General features: G+C 31.0%; 13 protein-coding genes and 4 pseudogenes. 12 read left to right on the top strand and 5 right to left on the bottom strand.

What is annotated here, in order from left to right; translation table 11 throughout:
- Positions 1-409: 409 nt before the first annotated feature.
- The 7 genes from ACFFGL_RS12080 (at position 410) to ACFFGL_RS12110 (ending at position 6,938) form a co-directional block, all read left to right on the top strand.
- Positions 410-736, top strand: a complete 327-nt coding sequence (locus tag ACFFGL_RS12080) for a hypothetical protein (RefSeq protein ID WP_309727518.1) — start codon at positions 410-412, stop codon at positions 734-736.
- 416 nt (positions 737-1,152) lie between these two features.
- A complete protein-coding gene (locus ACFFGL_RS12085) occupies positions 1,153-1,671 on the top strand; it encodes a hypothetical protein (protein ID WP_309727519.1) in 519 nt (172 codons plus the stop codon).
- Positions 1,672-1,820: 149 nt separating this feature from the next.
- A complete protein-coding gene (locus ACFFGL_RS12090) occupies positions 1,821-2,705 on the top strand; it encodes a LysR family transcriptional regulator (RefSeq protein ID WP_072783546.1) in 885 nt (294 codons plus the stop codon).
- Positions 2,706-2,781: 76 nt separating this feature from the next.
- On the top strand, positions 2,782-3,702 hold the full coding sequence (locus ACFFGL_RS12095) for a YeiH family protein (RefSeq protein ID WP_072783544.1): 921 nt from the start codon (positions 2,782-2,784) through the stop codon (positions 3,700-3,702).
- 159 nt (positions 3,703-3,861) lie between these two features.
- Positions 3,862-4,257 (top strand): hypothetical protein, encoded by a 396-nt coding sequence (locus tag ACFFGL_RS12100; protein ID WP_309727520.1) that lies wholly within the window; start codon positions 3,862-3,864, stop codon positions 4,255-4,257.
- Between the two features lie 376 nt (positions 4,258-4,633).
- A complete protein-coding gene (locus ACFFGL_RS12105) occupies positions 4,634-5,920 on the top strand; it encodes a biosynthetic peptidoglycan transglycosylase (RefSeq protein ID WP_309727521.1) in 1,287 nt (428 codons plus the stop codon).
- Positions 5,921-6,074: 154 nt separating this feature from the next.
- Positions 6,075-6,938, top strand: coding sequence for a HEAT repeat domain-containing protein (locus ACFFGL_RS12110; RefSeq protein ID WP_309727522.1), 864 nt, complete (start codon positions 6,075-6,077; stop codon positions 6,936-6,938).
- Positions 6,939-7,014: 76 nt separating this feature from the next.
- Here the strand turns inward: ACFFGL_RS12110 and ACFFGL_RS12115 are convergent.
- A pseudogene (locus tag ACFFGL_RS12115) lies at positions 7,015-7,491 on the bottom strand (IS110 family transposase); the annotation flags it as partial.
- 66 nt (positions 7,492-7,557) lie between these two features.
- Between ACFFGL_RS12115 and ACFFGL_RS12120 the strand changes: the two are divergent.
- Positions 7,558-8,717 (top strand): IS3 family transposase gene (locus ACFFGL_RS12120; protein WP_309727605.1). Its coding sequence is split into 2 segments (ribosomal slippage): positions 7,558-7,798 and positions 7,798-8,717, totalling 1,161 coding nucleotides; the frame shifts between segments, so codons are not numbered across the junction.
- Between the two features lie 22 nt (positions 8,718-8,739).
- Here the strand turns inward: ACFFGL_RS12120 and ACFFGL_RS12125 are convergent.
- Positions 8,740-9,258 (bottom strand): annotated as a pseudogene (locus ACFFGL_RS12125) (IS110 family transposase); the annotation flags it as partial.
- A 124-nt stretch (positions 9,259-9,382) separates the two neighbouring features.
- A complete protein-coding gene (locus ACFFGL_RS12130; RefSeq protein ID WP_309727524.1) occupies positions 9,383-10,243 on the bottom strand; it encodes an IS110 family RNA-guided transposase in 861 nt (286 codons plus the stop codon).
- Positions 10,244-10,640: 397 nt separating this feature from the next.
- On the opposite strand from ACFFGL_RS12130, the gene ACFFGL_RS12135 reads away from it, so the two are divergent.
- A complete protein-coding gene (locus ACFFGL_RS12135; protein WP_309727525.1) occupies positions 10,641-12,758 on the top strand; it encodes a tetratricopeptide repeat protein in 2,118 nt (705 codons plus the stop codon).
- A gap of 40 nt (positions 12,759-12,798) precedes the next feature.
- Here ACFFGL_RS12135 and ACFFGL_RS12140 read toward each other — a convergent pair.
- Positions 12,799-13,762: pseudogene (locus tag ACFFGL_RS12140) on the bottom strand (IS110 family RNA-guided transposase).
- A gap of 442 nt (positions 13,763-14,204) precedes the next feature.
- On the opposite strand from ACFFGL_RS12140, the gene kwaA reads away from it, so the two are divergent.
- A complete protein-coding gene (gene kwaA / locus ACFFGL_RS12145) occupies positions 14,205-14,789 on the top strand; it encodes an anti-phage protein KwaA (RefSeq protein WP_309727526.1) in 585 nt (194 codons plus the stop codon).
- Entirely contained in the window at positions 14,782-15,762 is a 981-nt protein-coding gene (kwaB, locus tag ACFFGL_RS12150; protein ID WP_309727527.1) for an anti-phage protein KwaB, read from the top strand. Before kwaA ends, kwaB begins: the two co-directional genes overlap by 8 nt.
- A 63-nt stretch (positions 15,763-15,825) precedes the next feature.
- Here kwaB and ACFFGL_RS14835 read toward each other — a convergent pair.
- Positions 15,826-16,431: pseudogene (locus ACFFGL_RS14835) on the bottom strand (transposase); the annotation flags it as partial.
- A 543-nt stretch (positions 16,432-16,974) separates the two neighbouring features.
- Between ACFFGL_RS14835 and ACFFGL_RS12160 the strand changes: the two are divergent.
- Positions 16,975-17,520, top strand: coding sequence for a hypothetical protein (locus ACFFGL_RS12160; protein WP_309727528.1), 546 nt, complete (start codon positions 16,975-16,977; stop codon positions 17,518-17,520).
- The last annotated feature ends 449 nt before the right edge of the window (positions 17,521-17,969 follow it).

A 17,969-nucleotide genomic window follows, 5' to 3' on the forward strand; every position in this document is an offset into this window, starting at 1 on the left:
ATAATACAAAAACCTAAATATATCTTTCACAGGATCTAATAAAAAATAGCTAAAACTGAATTAATAAGTATAAACAGCTTATGACTTTTTTAATAAAAAAAACAAGAGGATGAAATAAGGAAAGAGCCGTTTGATAATATCTGAATTTAAAATTATAATAGAGGTGATTAATCAAATTTTTAAAAGATCAAATAATAGCAAAACTAAAGATGATACGTATTGCTGAAATTAATTATTTTTATTTGATAGAATTCTTATGAGTACTTATATTAAATTAGTTGAAAATATTTAATTCTTTGTTTTGTAAAAATAACAAAAAAGTTCTGTTATCCCGGAATAATATATTATAAACAGATATATTTGTTATGATATAACCTGTTGTGTGTAAGTTAAAAAACAAAAACTTATGATGGAAAAACCAATATTAACCGACAATGTAAACAGAAAAAAGTACTTAAAAGATATAGGAATTGATATTGATAATATTTCAGACGATATAAGAAACTTATATAAAAAGAAATTAGAATTAGCAACCAATGATATTAAACACGGAAAGTTCATAGCAAACCTTACTTTTAAAGAAGTTTTACTATTACAAGCCGTTGAAAAGGAGGAGATGATAAAATTTGAAACTAAAAGTAAAGACCCTTATATAGAGGGTTATTCTACCGCTTTATGGTCTTCACGTCTGGACAACCAAATTTTAACTTCAATGAAGTTCTTAATTGCTCCATAGAATTTTTACTATAGGTTGGACTATTTAAATATGTATCAATATCGTCTGAATAGCCTTTAATCATAATTGATAATATATCTTGAGGTACATCTGGAATATGTTTGCATATTTCTAATATTTGATTTTTAGCTATAATTTTCTGATCTAAATTAGAATCCTTATCTAACAAGATTTTAAATAATTCTGACAATTTTTGACAGTAATCCATAAATTAAAAGTTTTTGATTAGTTTTAACGTCAGTAAATATAAACAAAATAAAAACCTACACACAACAACGTATATAAAAAATAACTCGGTAAGTGATAGCCCGAAAATTAAAGTTTATCACAAAACACAACGTAAATAACCGAAAGTAACTCAAAATCAAAACGTTACTTTTAATATACAAACACGTTGTACCCAATTTGAGAAAATCGTGACTGAAACCAAAAGATTAAACACTACGACATCTAAAGAATGGTTAAATTTAATAACCGAATTCTTATCAAATGGTAATTCTCAATCGACAAGAGCTATTTCTGAATTTTTAGGTTCTGAAAATAAAAAATACAAAAGAGATGAGCGTGGCTCGAAATTTTTAATTCCAAAAAATGCGAACCTGAATTACATTGCTATAAATCCAGACCTAGAGGAAACTGAAACCGACAAACCTATTACATATTTAGCATTTAGCGGAGAAAAACTGAATTTGAAACTGAATTTCCTGACTGAATTGTTTCCCAATGTTGAATTAGTTGAAAACACTTACGATGGCGGAATTCAATTGTTTTTTAATCCTGTTGATAATCGATTTGATTTTAAGGCAGTAGCTTGTCAAATTTTCACAGATTATAAAAGTCTAGACGAACTAACCGATTTGAACATTAATGGAATTTCTTTTATGTTTAAGACTAAAAAAATAAAAACAAGAGCTGGATATACAATGACTGAATAAAAAACTGGGTACAACAATGTATAACCGCAATTACGGCGGATTCGACTACGTCCGAATCCACTCGGAATTGCTAACGTCAGTTCTAAACCGAAAATTAACGTATATAAACCCGTAACTGACGGTTATACGAGACCGTTGTACACAAGCTAATGAAAACAAAGTTACACATATTCAAAACTGTTGCTAAACACTTAAGTTTCACAAAAGCTGCCGAGCAATTATATATTTCACAACCTGCCATATCCAAAGCAATTAAAAATTTAGAACAAGAATACGAAACAACATTTTTTGTTAGAAAAAGGAACTCCATTGAATTAACAATAGAAGGAAAATCGTTCCTCATATATGTAAATAAAATATTAGCTATCTATTCTGAAATGGATGAGCAATTTCTACATAAAAATGAAACCTTTCCAGAATTAATAAATTTTGGAGTAAGTACAACCTTATCCAATTATGTCATCCCTAAAGTAATTGCGAAGTTTAGAATGCAATTCCCTCAAACAAAGTTTGATATAATTAGTGATAATTCAGAAAATATTGAAAATTTAATTTTAAATGAGGAAATCGATTTTGGAATTACAGAAGGGAATTTTTCTAACCCAAAACTACATTTTGAAAAATTTATAAAGGACGAAATTGTTTTAATAACAAATATTAATAATTCTTCATTTAAAAAAGGAAGTATTGATATAAAAACGCTACAAAAAATTCCCATAATTGAACGTGAAAAAGGCTCTGGAACTAGAGAAGTAATAGACAGTTTTTTAGTTGAAAATAAAATCTCAAAACTAAATTGTGTAGTAACATTGAACAGTACAGAAGCTATTAAAAATTATTTAAACAACTCTAACGATTTTGCACTTCTTTCAATCAATGCTATTAATGATGATTTAATAAATAACAACCTCAAGGTAATTGACATACAAGGCTTGAGTATTGAAAGATGGTTTTATTTTGTAAAAAGAACAGGTTACCTTTCAAGTTCTTTGGAAAAATTTGAAAAATTTATTCGACTTAATCATAACCTTTAGTTATCTATGATAACAAATTAATTTGCTTATAAGTTATTAATTCGATCTACTTTTGTATCAAATAACACGAAATGATATGAAAGATATATTTTCCAAAACTGTTTACTTCCTTATAATTATTATTGCACTTTTAGGTGTAATAAACAGTCCCACAGCATTGTTACTTGGTTTTGTATATACCATTATTTTCAATAATCCGTTTAAAGAATCCAGCCATAAAGCAATCCATTATTTTTTAAAAATTTCGGTTGTTGGGTTAGGATTTGGAATGTTTATTAAAGAAACTTTAGAAACAAGTAAAGAGGGATTAAGTTTAACTATTTTTTCAATACTTTTAACTGTAACGCTAGGTTTGCTAATAACAAGACTTCTAAAATTAGATTTAAAACTAGGTCATCTAATCACTTCTGGAACAGCAATTTGTGGCGGAAGTGCCATTGCTGCAATTTCTCCAGTTATTAAAGCTAAAAGCAAAACGATAAGTATTGCTTTAGGTATTGTTTTTCTACTAAATTCTATTGCGTTGTTCGTGTTTCCAGCAATTGGACATTTTTTAAATTTAACGCAAGAACAATTCGGTTTATGGTGTGCAATTGCTATACACGATACAAGTTCAGTAGTTGGAGCTGCACTAGGTTATGGAGACGAAGCATTGAGAATTGCAACAACAGTAAAACTATCTAGAACTTTGTGGATTATCCCTTTATCCATTTTTTCAATGTTTTTATTCAAAACAAAGGGAGAAAGAATAAAAATCCCTTACTTTATAGTTTTATTTATTATTGCAATAATAATTAATAGCTACCATATTTTACCTGAAACAGCTACTAACTTTATTGTATTGATGGCTAAACGTTTATTAATAATAACTTTGTTTTTAGTAGGCTCAACCATTTCTATAAAAGATTTGAAATCTACTGGAATGAAACCTATTGTGTTAGCACTGATATTGTGGATTTTTATTTCAATTTTTTCATTAATTTATATTTTGAGTTAAAGCCAGTGTACAACAACGTATATAAAAAATTGCTTGTAAGTGCTTAATTCAAAGAGGTTTTTGTATTTTAAATGTCAGTACTAAACCGAAAAGTTTCCGTTTATTTATACGCAACTTTTCATATACAAAACCGTTGTAGCACATTTAAAACCTAACCAAGTGAAAAAAATTATATCTCTATTTATAATACTACTATTCTTAAATTGCAAAACAAAAAATGAATCTGGAGGAGAATTTGTTTCAGCTATGGAAATAAAGGCTCTTAACATAAAAGATAATCTTATATATTTCAATGTTTCATACACAGTAGAATTTAAACAAAATACAAATCAAGATTGTATGGTAGAGTCAAAAGATGAACTAAACTCTATGATAATTGAACCAACAATTAGAAGTGTAGTCCGTAGTTTAACAAGTCAATTAGATTATAACGAAATTGAAAAAATAAATAAAATTGAAGTTAAAAAGAGAATTAATAGGTTATTATCTAAAAGTAAAACTTTAAAAAAATGTCCTTTAAAAATTTCAATATTTACAATTACTCGAAAAAAATAAAGAGTTCAAAAATGACTTAATTTCTATTAAATTGTATAAATAAGCAGCAAAAAACAATAACCGAAGCTTGTTTAAAGCCTATATAAAATATTAATCCATTACCAAATAAAATTACTAAAAAGAATAAAAATTGAAAAAAAACGTGCCACAACAGCGTATATAACAAATAGCTAGGTCTTTTCTAAATCGAAAATTTCGGTATATTTGGTTAGTCGCCAAATCTTTTGATTTGGCTTTTAGAAAAATAAAGATAAAATCAAAATGCAAAAGTTTTGGCTTGTGACGAGATTGAAAATTAATCCATAATTTTACGCTACTTGTCATATACAATCACGTTGTGCGTAATTATAAAAACGAAATACATTAAAACAAAAAATTGAAATCTGAGAATAAGGAACAATATTACCCAACTTATAATTCTGAAAACCGTGATATTTTATTAATTGAGTTCGAAGAAGCTCAAAAAATAGCTAATGGACAAACTAAAGTTTACGGACAAGTAACTAATATTTTATTAGCTGTATCTACATTTGGATTTACTTTTCTATTCAAAAAAGTAGACGAAATGAATTTGAGTTTTCAAAATTCAATATTTGTAATTATCGTCCTATTCCTGTTTGGAGCAATATTACTACGTTATTTCGTTGATTTACAAAAACAAATCACAATAAATGCAAGAAAAGCAGTTACATTAAGGAAAATGTTAGGTCTTGATTATGGCTCAATTGAATTAACCTTACCAAATTGGAGAGTTGAAGGAGCAAGTAATCCTTTCGTCATTAAATATTTTAATGGATGGCTTAATTTTAGGAGTATGCCTTTTTGGTTACTTACTATTACAATAAACTCTATTTGGTGGTTAGCAACAAAAAACCAATCAAATTATAATTTAGAAATATTAAATGGAAACTTTCAAATAAATTGGTGGCTAGGGAATTTATTTTTTTCACTTGTGTACATAATAGTTTTTAGAAAAAATCTTTATGATCGTCACGAAAGTCTATATTTAAGTTTTGTAAAAAAGATTTCCTTTATACTTAGAGTTAAATTACTATCTAACTTTGAATTTATACTTTACAGAGCAAAGCTATCTTACATTGAACTTGAGCGTTTAAATATTAGCATCAAAAATTTAAAAGAAATATTAGTTGATATTGAGGATAAAGATTTTTATACAAATAAAGGTATTTCTTTTAAGTCAATAATTAGAGGAGCTTTAAGTAGATTTTCGATATTTAGAAAAAAATATAATCTGATTTCAAACGGCGGATCTACAATTACAATGCAATTAGCCAGAACCTTATTTATTCCGGCGAATCAAAATAAATATCGAAGGAAGATAATTGAAATTCTTCTATCCTTTTGGTTAAACCAACAATTCAAAAAAGATGAGATTTTAAAAATATATATTTCTTCTGTTAGATTTGAGAGAGGAATTTTAGGTATTTCACAAGCCTCTAAATATTTTTTCGGAGAATTAAAAACACCATCAAATGAGGAAGCATTTTTTCTAATTGAAAGACTTTCGAATATTAGCTCTACAGTTAATTGGGATAGAATAAAATATCTTTCAAAAATCACAAGCATAAATTTAGATAACAAAAAATTAAAAGAAATATATAAAGGCCAGATTAACCAAAAAAAAATAAGAGAAATAAAATAACTACGCACAACAACGGCTATAGTTCATTGCTACGGAATTTTCGACCGAAAATTCTACATAAATTTGCTATCTTCGGTTTAAAGGGATAATCCTAGCGAGTTTTCCCGCAACGAAACCATAGCCAAACCCGTTGTGCGTCATTTGAAAAACACCAGTGAACAAATTAACTAACTACAAAACTGAAAAGATTTATGAAAGACTTTTGACAAATAAGTCAAAGGAAAACTATTGGAAATATGTTAGTGAATTAAGAAAACGAAAAACTGACGAAATTTTTAAAAAGAGTGTTTTATTGACTAAATCAAAATCTGCTCAAGAAAGAATGATAGGAACAGATGTCTTAGCACAATTTGGTTTTCCAAGACGCCACAAAAAAGAAATTATTAATTTGTTCTTTGAGTTATTAAAATCAGAATCTGATAAAAAAGTTATAAGTTCAATACTTTACGGAATTGGACATAATAATGAAGAACTAACAAATAGACAAGTTGAATTTCTTTGTTCATTTCGTAATCACAAAAGTGTTTATGTAAAACACAGTTTAGTATCAGCGCTTTGCACAATAGAAAAGGATAAAGCAATAGATACATTAATAAAATTATCAAACGACCGAGACTCTGATATCAGAGATTGGGCAACTTTTGGAATTGGAAGTCAAATTGAGACAGATAATGAGAAAATAAGAATCGCTTTATGGGATAGAATTTCGGATAAGGATGAAGAAACAAGATTTGAAGCTATTTCTGGTTTAGCCCAAAGAAAAGACTATCGAATAAAAGAAATTCTAAAAACGGAACTTAAACACCTTGATGAATATGGTTCGCTCATTTTGGAATCTATCGAATATTTAAATGACAAAAGTTTCGTACCGATTTTAGAGAAAAAAATACTAGAAAATAAACAATCAAAAAAAGTTAGTGAAAATTGGCTTTTAAACACATTGGATAAACTTAACGGAAAAGAAAAAACGAACGCACAACAAAGAACTGAGGTAAAAAGCAACACTTTTCTTCATTAATTTTCAAGCATATTTAGCTTGTACTAAAATTTTTATTTTTCAACCTTAGTACCGCATTCTTCTCCTTATTTTAAAACTATCTGCTGGTTAAAACAGACATGTGGTTTTCATCATAAGGCAACCCTGATTTAGCTATCGCAAAGGCCTGCTTTAAAAGCTTATTGGCCACTGCGATCAACGCCAGTTTCTTACTTTTACCCTTTGCCACAATTCGCTCATAGATTTCCCTGCAACCCTTATTGTGCTTACACGCATTGAACGCACATAAAAACAACAGATTCCGGAGCTTTTTGTTTCCCACTTTACTAATCCTGCTTCTACCTCTTACACTACTTCCTGATTCTCGTATCGTGGGGGTGATTCCTACGTAACTACACAGCTGAGAAGCCCTCTCAAATTTGGTAAACCCATCTGTAATTACAACTAAAAACAAGGCGGTTTTGATACCAATCCCAGGGATACTCCTTAGCAATGTTAATTGCTGTTGCTGCTCCTGTTTGATAAGCTCCAGTAAGCGACCTTCAATTCCCTTGATCTCTTTATCCAGATGTTGGACTTGCTACCTTTACTCGGACATAAAATTTAAGACCGCTTGTTAGAAAACAAATATCTTAGAAACATGAAAAAACGATATTACAGTCCGGAATTAAAGGAACAAGCAGTTCGGTTAAGCTACCAGCGTTCGAACATAAAGGAACTAGCAGACGAACTGGGCATAGAAGTCCAAAGGATATACAAATGGCGCAAAGCAGCCAAAACAGCTAGATTGCCTAAGCCTGAAAAACCAATACCCGATGATACCCTAGAGCTTAAAAGGTTACGCAAAGCCCTTAAAGAAAAGGAGCTTGAACTTGAGATATTAAAAAAGGCCGTGCACATCTTCTCCAAGAGCGATGGGAAGTCTATGGGTTTATAGCCAGCTACAAACATTTATACCCCATCGAGAGGATGTGCAAAGTTTTTAAAGTAAGTAGGAGCAGTTTTTACAGGTGGTACACCGGTGGTCCATCAGAACGGGCCTTGGAATATAGCCTGTTTACAGATTTAATAAAAAAAGAATTTGAAGTGAGCAAACAGCGTTATGGCTCCACAAGAATAGCGGAACAACTAAAGCGCAAAGGTTACTGTATATCCAGACGCAGAGTGGCTAAAATTATGAAAGCGAACAATTGGGTAAGCAAACATAAAAGGAAGTTTAAGGCTACCACAGACTCCAATCACAAATACCCTGTTTTTAGAAATTTACTCAACAGAAACTTTACCCCAGACAGGTTAAATAAAGTTTGGGTTAGCGATATCACTTACATCCATACCAATCAGGGCTGGTTATATTTGACAACTATTATTGATTTATTTGACAGGCAAGTAATCGGTTGGTCATTAAGTACAAGCCTGCACACCAAGCAAACCATTATTCCTGCATGGAAAATGGCTGTAAGTAAACGTAAGATAAACAGGGGTTTAATATTTCACTCGGATCGAGGAATACAATACGCCTCAAAGGTATTTAGAACATTTATAAAATCTAACCTTCTGGTAACACAATCCATGAGCAGGAAAGGTAATTGTTGGGATAACTCTGTAGCTGAATCCTTCTTTAAAACCTTGAAAGTAGAACTTGTTTATGATGAGGATTTTAAAACTATAGAGCAGGCTAAAACCGCTATCTTTGAGTACATAGAAATATGGTACAACAGGAAACGGTTACACTCCTTTTTGGGATATAAAACCCCTTACGAAGTAGAATTAGAATTTTATCAATTTAAAAATGTAGCATAGGTCTCAGAAAAAAGTGTCCGACTTTTTGTTGCAAGTCCAGATGTTGGAGATCACGCTTTAAAGACCTATAAGCATACTTTGAGGGAACACCCAAAACTTCTTCCCCGTGAAGTTTATTCTTTGTCGCTGTTCGTTTCTTTAGATAACTATCCAGAAGTCGAAAGAGTTGAAAGCATTCCGCCTGTACATCACTAAGAGCGTTATACAGCGAAACTTCATTAGACAACCCATAATTACAAATAGCCTTGGCATCGCTCTTATCGGTCTTGACTTTCGAGAGCTTCATTTGAATAAAACGTTTGACTGACAAAGGATTTACCACCGATACCTGTATACCGTTTTTGTAAAGAAACTGGGCGAGTCGATAATGGTAATAACCCGTAGCTTCCATTACTACAAGACTGTCTTTAGGTAATGATTTAACAAATAACTTAAAACCGGAAGGATTATTTTTAAATTGAGAATGACCACATCTACTACCATAGACATCAAAAACATCTTTACTGATATCAACTCCAAAAGTTTCCTTATATTTATCCATAAGAACTGATTTTATGAAAGAGCATACTACTTGATTCACAACAACTTGAAAACGAGGTCTAACCTCACAGAACTGAAAGATATACGTATTCCAAGATCAATTCCTATTATTTAAAGATTATTTTTTAAGCTACAAACCTTTGCATCTCTACATAGGGTGTTCCTCTTTTTACTACTACAAAGGCTCTTGATAAAAGCTTGTTTCTAACATTGTTTAGAGCAACCATTCTTGATTTTCCTTCCGCTAGTTTCTTTTTATAATATTGTTTTAATTCTTTGTCGCACTGTACAGCGCTTACACTGGCCAGTGTCAATAGGGTTTTCATTTTCCTGTCTCCTATAGAATGGATTCTGTTTTTTCGCTTTATACTCGTCCCTGAACTGTGTTCAAAAGGTGCTACACCACAATAACTCGAAAACTGCCGCCAACTCTCAAATCGTTTAAAGTTATTCGTGTGATACAACATTTGGCAAGAAAGAATCAAACCAACGCCTTTTAAAGTAGTTAAAAGCTTATGATTTTTATCCAGTGATTCATCACCTTTCACTAGTTCGTTGATACGTTCTTCAAGTGCTTCTATTTGCTTTGTAAGGTAATGAATGTTCTTTTTAATGATCTTACAACAGCTGTCCGTTGATGGGCTACTTAGCAAGGACTGAATTTCTTTAAGGCTGTTCATTTTACCGGTACGGTCTCTTACAAGCTGTTCCCTATAGGATAGTAGCCTTCCCTGTTCTTGAACACTTTGGGCCTTTGGACTACTGAGGCTGAGTTCGTCTCTATGCAGCCAGGCATATCTGGCAATTATTGCTGAATCAAGTCTATCGGTTTTACCTCTAACAATACCAACAGATCTTTTGATGGCCAACGGAGTTTCTTCAACGTAATCGATATTGTTTTCCGATAGATAAATACTCAGGTTTGTAGAATAATGCCCTGTATTTTCAAAACAAAAAAAGGTCTGCTTGTCTAGATACGCTTGCACCCAAGAGAGAAGTCCCTATAGCCCTTGAAAGTATTAGAAAAAACACGGTGTAATGCTCTTTTGTGAATATGCGCATCGATGGTTAATTTTGATACATCAATACCAATCACGTCTAAGTAATTTTTCATATTTTTAAATATTGGTCCTTTTTTAAAAAGGAATGATTAATATATGTTGCAATGACTATCATCTTTAATAGGAAGAGATTCCTGGTATTCCAAATGGTCCTAAAGCAACCTAAGAGAGACAAGAGGACTCATACGTATAATGGAACTGCTATTCCAAAGACCGTTTTAGTTCTCCTCTTGTTCCTTAGTAAATGTAACTAACTGTTTAATAGCGGTGTAAAGTAAAGAAGACCGTTGGGCGTCATTAAGACATCACATTTCAAAACAATATGAGTGAGAAAAAGACAACAATCCAGTTTCAAATTGACTTGAACTCTTTAAAAACTGTTGGAAAAATCACAGATGGCGAAAGTGACTCTATAACTGACGATATAAATTTACAAATCTCTAGAAGTTTAAAAAATCTTTTTTCAAGCGGTTTTGTTGACTGGATACCTGACTTTAATTCACATATAGAAAATGATAATCACATTAAAGCATACGAATTACTTGAAAACAAAAAATGGACTTTACAGTTTTCAAAAGAATTAATTCTAGATAGCTTATTAAAACTTGACAAAATAAAAATAGAAAAGGAACAGAGAAAAAATTTCTTGTTAATTATAATTGCTGTTGCTTCAAGAGAGGCTAATTTTGGTAAAGTTGAGAATGAAATAGAATCATTTTTATCTGAGTTTGGTAATTCTATTGAGCCAGAAATGAAACAAAGTGTTCTATTGTCCAAAGGAAATGCTCTAGCTCAAAATGGTAAAATAAATGTAGCTAATAAAATATACAAAGATGTTATTAAAAACATCAACTCTTCTGCTGTTGACAAAGCTTACGCCTATAGAGGACTTGCTAAAATAACAGCTTCGAAAGAAGACATTATTCAATATCACAATTTATCTGCAGATAAATTTTTAGAAGCTGGAAAAAAACAAGATTCCATAAAAGATATGGTATACGTTTCCAATCTTTATGAAAAAAGTAACCCTGAAACAGCTTTGACTTTAATTGACAATGCAATTGAGCTTTACGATTCGGAAAATATTTTGGATAAAGAATTTAAAGCAGAACTACACCACAAAAAAGCTAGTTATTTATTCACTCTAAATCAATTTAAAAGTGCTTTAGAAAGCATTGAAGTTTCTTGTGAATTGAGAGCTAATTTAATTGGCAATGAATATGAATTATATTCAAGTCATTCAGTAGCAGAAATGCTATGCGATAGATTGAATAAATCGGAAAGAAAACTATATCATTCGAACAAAATAAAACTGCTAGCACCAACTATTTCTGATAAGGAATTTGATTTACAAATTCAAATACAGAATAATATGAATAAAAAGAGAATTATAGATAATGAACTATTAGAAAAAATAGAAAATTCAGAATTCAAACTGTTTAAATTCTCTGTTTATATATTCAATGCGGTTTTGGATAAATCTTCATTTAACAAACAACTTGAGTGGTTGGATAAAGCCAAAATATTATTAAATAAAAAGGAATTTTACAATGTTCATTTTTCATTATATTATTTTACCACAGCCGAAGTTTACAGGAACCAAAAAAATGTACCAGAAGCAATTAAAAACTACGAGCTTAGTCTCGATTACAACCCGTTTCATTACCAGTCTATTCAAAATTGTGGTGCTATTTTGTGGAAAAACGAAATGTGGAGTAAATCACGTGATTTTTTTCGAAAAAGGATTGACATATTGGGGGAATCCTCAACATTATCTTACGCCTTAGGACGTTCTTATTTTGAATTAGAAAAGTATCAACAAGCATTTAATTACTTCAGAAAAGTTTCTAACGAACTTGATGGTGTTGATATTTCTAAATATATCAATGAATGTCTTAAAAAAGATTTAGACATAAAGCTGGAACAATCTAAGTTAGAACCCCAAACAAAAATTCCTATTTCAATTAATTCTTTTAGAACAACCCTAGCAGAATTTTCACAATCAATTTCTACTAAATCCAGAATGTATTTTTGGAAGAATGATTCAGGTAAATACAAATGGGATAGTATGCCTGAAGAAAGAGGAAAGCAATTTTTAATTAATGCCCTTGAAATGAAATATGGTAAAGATTCAATTGAAATTTTCCAAGAAAGTATTGCTGGCGCAGGTATAATAGACCTTTTTCTTATTTTAAGAGGAGGATTGAAAATTGTAGTTGAACTCAAAATATGTGGTGGCGCAGGTTATTCGTCAAACTATGCAATTTCTGGAGAAGACCAACTAGTACATTATTTAAAAAACACATCTACAAAAATTGGCTTTCTAGTTGTTTTTGACGGACGTTTAAGAGATTTTGAAAAAGGATTTAAAAAAATTCAGTCAATTGATGACTTGACAATATACACAACAGCAATTGAAATGAAACCTAAAATAAAATAACGAACGCCCAACAAAGATCTGAGTTAAAAACCAAATCTTTTTAGTTTAATTTCGAAACATATTCTTCCAGATAGGGTAACCCACTTTTTACAATGGCAAATGCTTGTTTTAACAGTTTGTTAGCTACTGCTATCAATGCCAGTTTCTTACTTTTCCTTTTAGCTACGATACGCTCATAAACTTCTCGACAAGCTTTAATGTGTTTGCAGGCTAAAAATGCACATAAGAATAAGAGATTTCTTAGTTTCTTACTACCAACCTTTGAAATCCTTCTTCGCCCCCTTACACTGCTCCCCGATTGCCTTGTTGTTGGAGTAATGCCCACATAACTACACAATTGCCCTGCTGTTTCAAATTTTTGAAAACCATCAGTAATGATAATGAGAAACAGCGCTGTTTTAGTACCTAAACCAGGGATTCCTTTTAGCAGTGTTAGCTGATGCTGTTGATCTTGTTTTACCAATTCCAACAACCTATTTTAACGCCTCTATTTCTTTGTTTAAATGCTTTAAATTACGTTTGGGAGATTGATGCATAAGCTTAGAGGGTATCCCTAAGACTTTCTCTCCATGAAGCTTATTTTTAGTTACTGTACGTTTTTTTAAATAACTACCTAAAAGCCTGAAAAGCAGTAAGCATTCGGCTTGCACCTCTGTAAGTGCATTATAAAGGGGCACTTGGTTCACCATATTATATTCACAAATTGCCTTGGCATCGCTCTTATCTGTCTTTACCTTACTTAGTTTCATGTGGATAAAACGCTTAACGGATAACAGGTTTACCACTGATACAGTCACGCCCTTATTAAAAAGATATTGTGCTAAACGGTAATGATAATATCCCGTCGCCTCCATTACTACAAGTGATGTCTTTTCAAGGGTCTTTGCAAAAGAATTGAAACCTTTCGAGGTGTTTGCGAACTGACAGTGCAATCCAGTAGAAGCAACTACATCAAAGAAATCTTTACTGATGTCAATTCCATAAATTGTGCTATATTTTTTCATAGAAAAACAAATAACGATAGGACACACTACTTGAGTTTCACCAACTTAAAAACGAGGTCCAAGCCTCATAGATCTGATCGAAATTTAAAATAGAAAAGAGCTGGGATTATCAATATTGCCGAAGTCTAACGCTTCACCATATATCATAGCCTTAATCCTCTCTTTGTTCTTTCTGATTTATACTATAAATTTAATGAGAATCAAACTTAAGAAGTATATAACAAATAGCTACGTCTTCTCTAAACCTAAAATTTTAGTATATTTGGTAAACAGCCAAATCTTTTGGTTTGGCATTTTGAAAAGAAAAGATAAAAATCAAAATACAAAAGTTTTGGCTTGTTGCGATATTGAAAATTAACCCATAACTTCACGCTTCTTGTCATATACAATCACGTTATGTGCAAGCTAAAGAAACAACAGTAAATAAAAACAAAAATCATTTATGATTAGAAAAATTGGGCTTTTCTTTCTCTCTCTTTGGTTACTATTCTTATTAATAATAGTAATCACAGCCAAAATTCCTATGTGCTTTACAGACGATTGTGAATTCATAGGGCTTTATCAATTAACAACAAGCAATATCATTCCTATTTTTTGCCTTGTAGCTTTAATTATTGGCCTAATCGCGTTTCTAGATTTTAGATTTCAAATGAAAGGCACACCAGAATTGTCTTTTAAAATTACGGAATTAGAAAATATTGACTATGAACATTTAACATTTTTGACAACCTACATTATTCCACTTGTATGTTTTCAGTTTGAAAATTTTAGATACATAATTACATTTATTGTTATCCTTTTTGTGATTGGACTAATTTACATAAGAACGGATTTATTCTATGCTAATCCAACTCTAGCAATTTTAGGGTTTAGAATTTATAAAATTTCCGGAGAATTCAGAAATGGAGAAAAAAGAAATGGCAAGATTTTGATTACTAAAAACACACTTTCAGTAGATGACAGAATAAAGTACTTTAAACTTGATGAACGCATCTATTATGCAACCAAAATAATCACAAATGACTAAAGCAGAACTTAACGAATCGTTGGGCTTCATAAATGACCCAGTTGGAGAATTACAAATTATAATTTATGCCAATCTTGATGGAATTGATGAACCCAGGAAACTTGACATAAAAGGAGATGATTTACCAGCTTTAAAACAAATATTTATCGATGGCTTAAATTACTACGTTATTGATAAGGACGATTATTCAGTTCTTCAACTATCAGACGCTGATGAAAGAGGTAAGTGTTTTTATGAATATGATTTAGAAGTTCCTGATGAATTGGAACTTTTAGAAAATGTCATTGGAAATGATAATTTAGAAAACTTTAATTTCAATGATAATAATCTCACTTCAATAAAATCTCTCATTGTCGTTTTAGCTGATGATGAAAACGAAATAAGTTTATATAAAAAATTATCGCCTATTGAAATAATTGGAAGAGGTGGACATATTTTAAAACGTGCAAATCAGAGATTTGAAAAATTTGACGACCATTTATTAAGGATTACTTCAAAATTTCAAGTTGTAAGAGTTTCTAATGAAATTATTATAACTGACTTAAATGCAATTGAAAAAAGTTTTGGTTTTCACGATGTAATAATAAGAGAAGCAACATTAAGTCTAGATGTAATTAATCAAATGGGTTTGGTACATAATATTGCAAGTCTAGAAGAATTGGTAACTGATGTAAGTTTTGCTAGAAAGTTAACAAAAGTTGCAAAGAATTCGCCAGTTATCAAACAAAATATTCCCAACGCTAGTATAATTTTATTTTCTAAAAATCATCCTTTTACAAAAAGAAAAATGAGATATAGTGCTGACGGAACTCAATTTAATTTGGACACTCGTGTTTCAAAAGACTTATTAGTTAAAATTCTTAACGATGATTTACTTACTTCTGAACTGACTAAATTATACTATGATAGTTTAGCGAAAGATGGAATTGAAGTCGAGGAAGAACAAGAAAACAATGAAAATGAAGCGGAATAAAGCCTGCACATAACAACGGTAGCCGTTGCACAAGCCCTAAATTTTAAAAATACTTCATCAATATAAGCCGCTTTTAGCCTTATTTGTAATAAATTTCAAATATTTTTTCAGATTACAAGCAATGGCAGACATATTCATACATCTGTCTGCTTGTCTTAGCCCAATTGTATTAACTTTTCGTAATCCATAAATTGGGTTAATGTTCAAAACACTGATTCTACTGTGCTTTGGCGTTTGGCTTTCATATAATTGCCTTGTGGGCTGTTTATTCGTTGATTGTTGCGTTGGTGTTGTTTTCTATAGGCTGTAATACTAATACGTTTTTCGTGACTTTTTCCTATACATTGTTGTTTTATAGGACAAGCTTTACAGTCGCTTCTTTTGGTAAAGTAATTATCTCTTAAAGTTCCTTTTTCAATATAAATGAAATTCTCAGAAACTCCTTTATAAGTGCCGTGAGGAGGAATGAAGCTTTTGACCTTATTTTTCTAAAAAATCATAATTCTCTCCGCTACTATAGCCCGTATCCGCTATACAGTTTCCCCAATATAGAGTTGATTTCCATAGTCTTCGTTTAACACATCGGACAATATTTATTAACTGTTGATTATCTTTTCCATCGGCACAATAGGCTTTAATACCGGTAATAACATGATGAGCGGTATCTACATCCGAAACTACACGTTTAAACAATATAAAACAAAAGCTCGCAAGCGATTTTCTATTTGTAATAAGTGTACGAAATGCAAAAAAAAGGAAAAATCATCTAGTGATCAGAATTAACCAAGCATATTCAAACCAATGCCAAACGTGTCTCACAAGGAGAGAACCTTTATAAAAAAAGGCAGGCTTTGGTCGAGCATCCTTATGGGACTATTAAGCGGCAATGGGGTTTTGACCATATTATTTATTAACAAAAGGGAATGAAAGTAGCCTCTGCAGACTTGGAAATTATGGCACTTTTCTATAATTTAAAGCGCTTATTTAACATAAGTATAGGAGTAAAAAAATTTCTACAAGGAATCTAACAGAGACGATAAGCGTACTTTTAACACATATCGATCTAAAAAAAAGGTTCGGGTAATTTGGGAGTTAAAAAACCGATAACACTCGTTTTTGGTTTGAAACTAAATTATAACTATTTTCAACCACTAATTAGGCAGTTTTGAAACAGACTGAAGTTGGATGTAATTAAAAAAAGACTGATAATCAATGAATAATAAAAAGGATTTTTGGGAAAAGCTTAAATCAATAAGTGTAATGATTGCAAGTATTTTTGTTCCACTAGCAGTTATCTTGATAGGTAATTGGTATTCTTCTGCATTAAAAGAGTCTGAGATTCAAGTTAGATATGTTGAGTTAGCTGTTGACATATTAAAAGAAAATCCCTCAGACAATAAGTCTAATATGAGAGGGTGGGCAGTGGATTTGATTAATAGCTATTCTGAAATTAAAATAGACGAACAGACACGAAATGAGTTGTTGAAAGCTCCTCTTTTTAAAGAAATTGATGATTTTATTATTGAAGAATATGCGCCATATATAGTAGGCTATGTAATCGAGCGTCCTGATGTTTTGAATGATTTTAAGAATACGATTAACTCAGGAAATAATGAAGCAATAAAACAAATGTTTTCAGAATTAGTGATTGCTGCATATAATCAAATAGAACAAAAGAAGAAAGAACTCAAGGGTTTGGATAAAAAAAAAGAAAATACCAAGTCCAAAACAGAGATAGAAAATATTTTAAAAAAATAGAAGAAATAAGAAATACAAACTAACACCCCACTAAGGTAACCTCTACTACACAGGCCTTAAATTTTATGTTCGAGTAAAGGTAGCAACTCAATATCTCAAAACATAGAACAAATCTGCTTGAGGAATACCCGTATGAATTTGGATATGATGATATCATTCAAGACCTAATGACCGACAAAAACTATTGGAAATCTTATAAGTCCATTCACAACATATATTTTGACAAAATAGACTAGGAAGAATGAATTTTTTAAAAAACACAACTTTAATTTTTATTGTCTATGGCCATACGTTACAATCAATATAACGTTACTGAAAAAATACTCTACTTTTATATTGGATTGCTCTCTGACAGATTTGCAAAGATGGAAGTTCTTGTAAGGGAAACGCCTGGGGGTTTCATATCCCAAAAAGGAGTGAAACCGTTTTCCTGTTGTACCATATTTCGA

This window comes from Mesonia maritima, assembly GCF_042433895.1.
In the GTDB taxonomy this organism is placed as follows: domain Bacteria; phylum Bacteroidota; class Bacteroidia; order Flavobacteriales; family Flavobacteriaceae; genus Mesonia; species Mesonia maritima.

Coding starts and splice junctions, on each gene's coding strand:
- ACFFGL_RS12090 (WP_072783546.1), top strand. CDS start 1,821: ATGAAAACAAAGTTACACATATTCAAAACTGTTGCTAAACACTTAAGT.
- ACFFGL_RS12160 (WP_309727528.1), top strand. CDS start 16,975: ATGAATAATAAAAAGGATTTTTGGGAAAAGCTTAAATCAATAAGTGTA.
- kwaA (WP_309727526.1), top strand. CDS start 14,205: ATGATTAGAAAAATTGGGCTTTTCTTTCTCTCTCTTTGGTTACTATTC.
- ACFFGL_RS12095 (WP_072783544.1), top strand. CDS start 2,782: ATGAAAGATATATTTTCCAAAACTGTTTACTTCCTTATAATTATTATT.
- ACFFGL_RS12080 (WP_309727518.1), top strand. CDS start 410: ATGGAAAAACCAATATTAACCGACAATGTAAACAGAAAAAAGTACTTA.
- kwaB (WP_309727527.1), top strand. CDS start 14,782: ATGACTAAAGCAGAACTTAACGAATCGTTGGGCTTCATAAATGACCCA.
- ACFFGL_RS12135 (WP_309727525.1), top strand. CDS start 10,641: ATGAGTGAGAAAAAGACAACAATCCAGTTTCAAATTGACTTGAACTCT.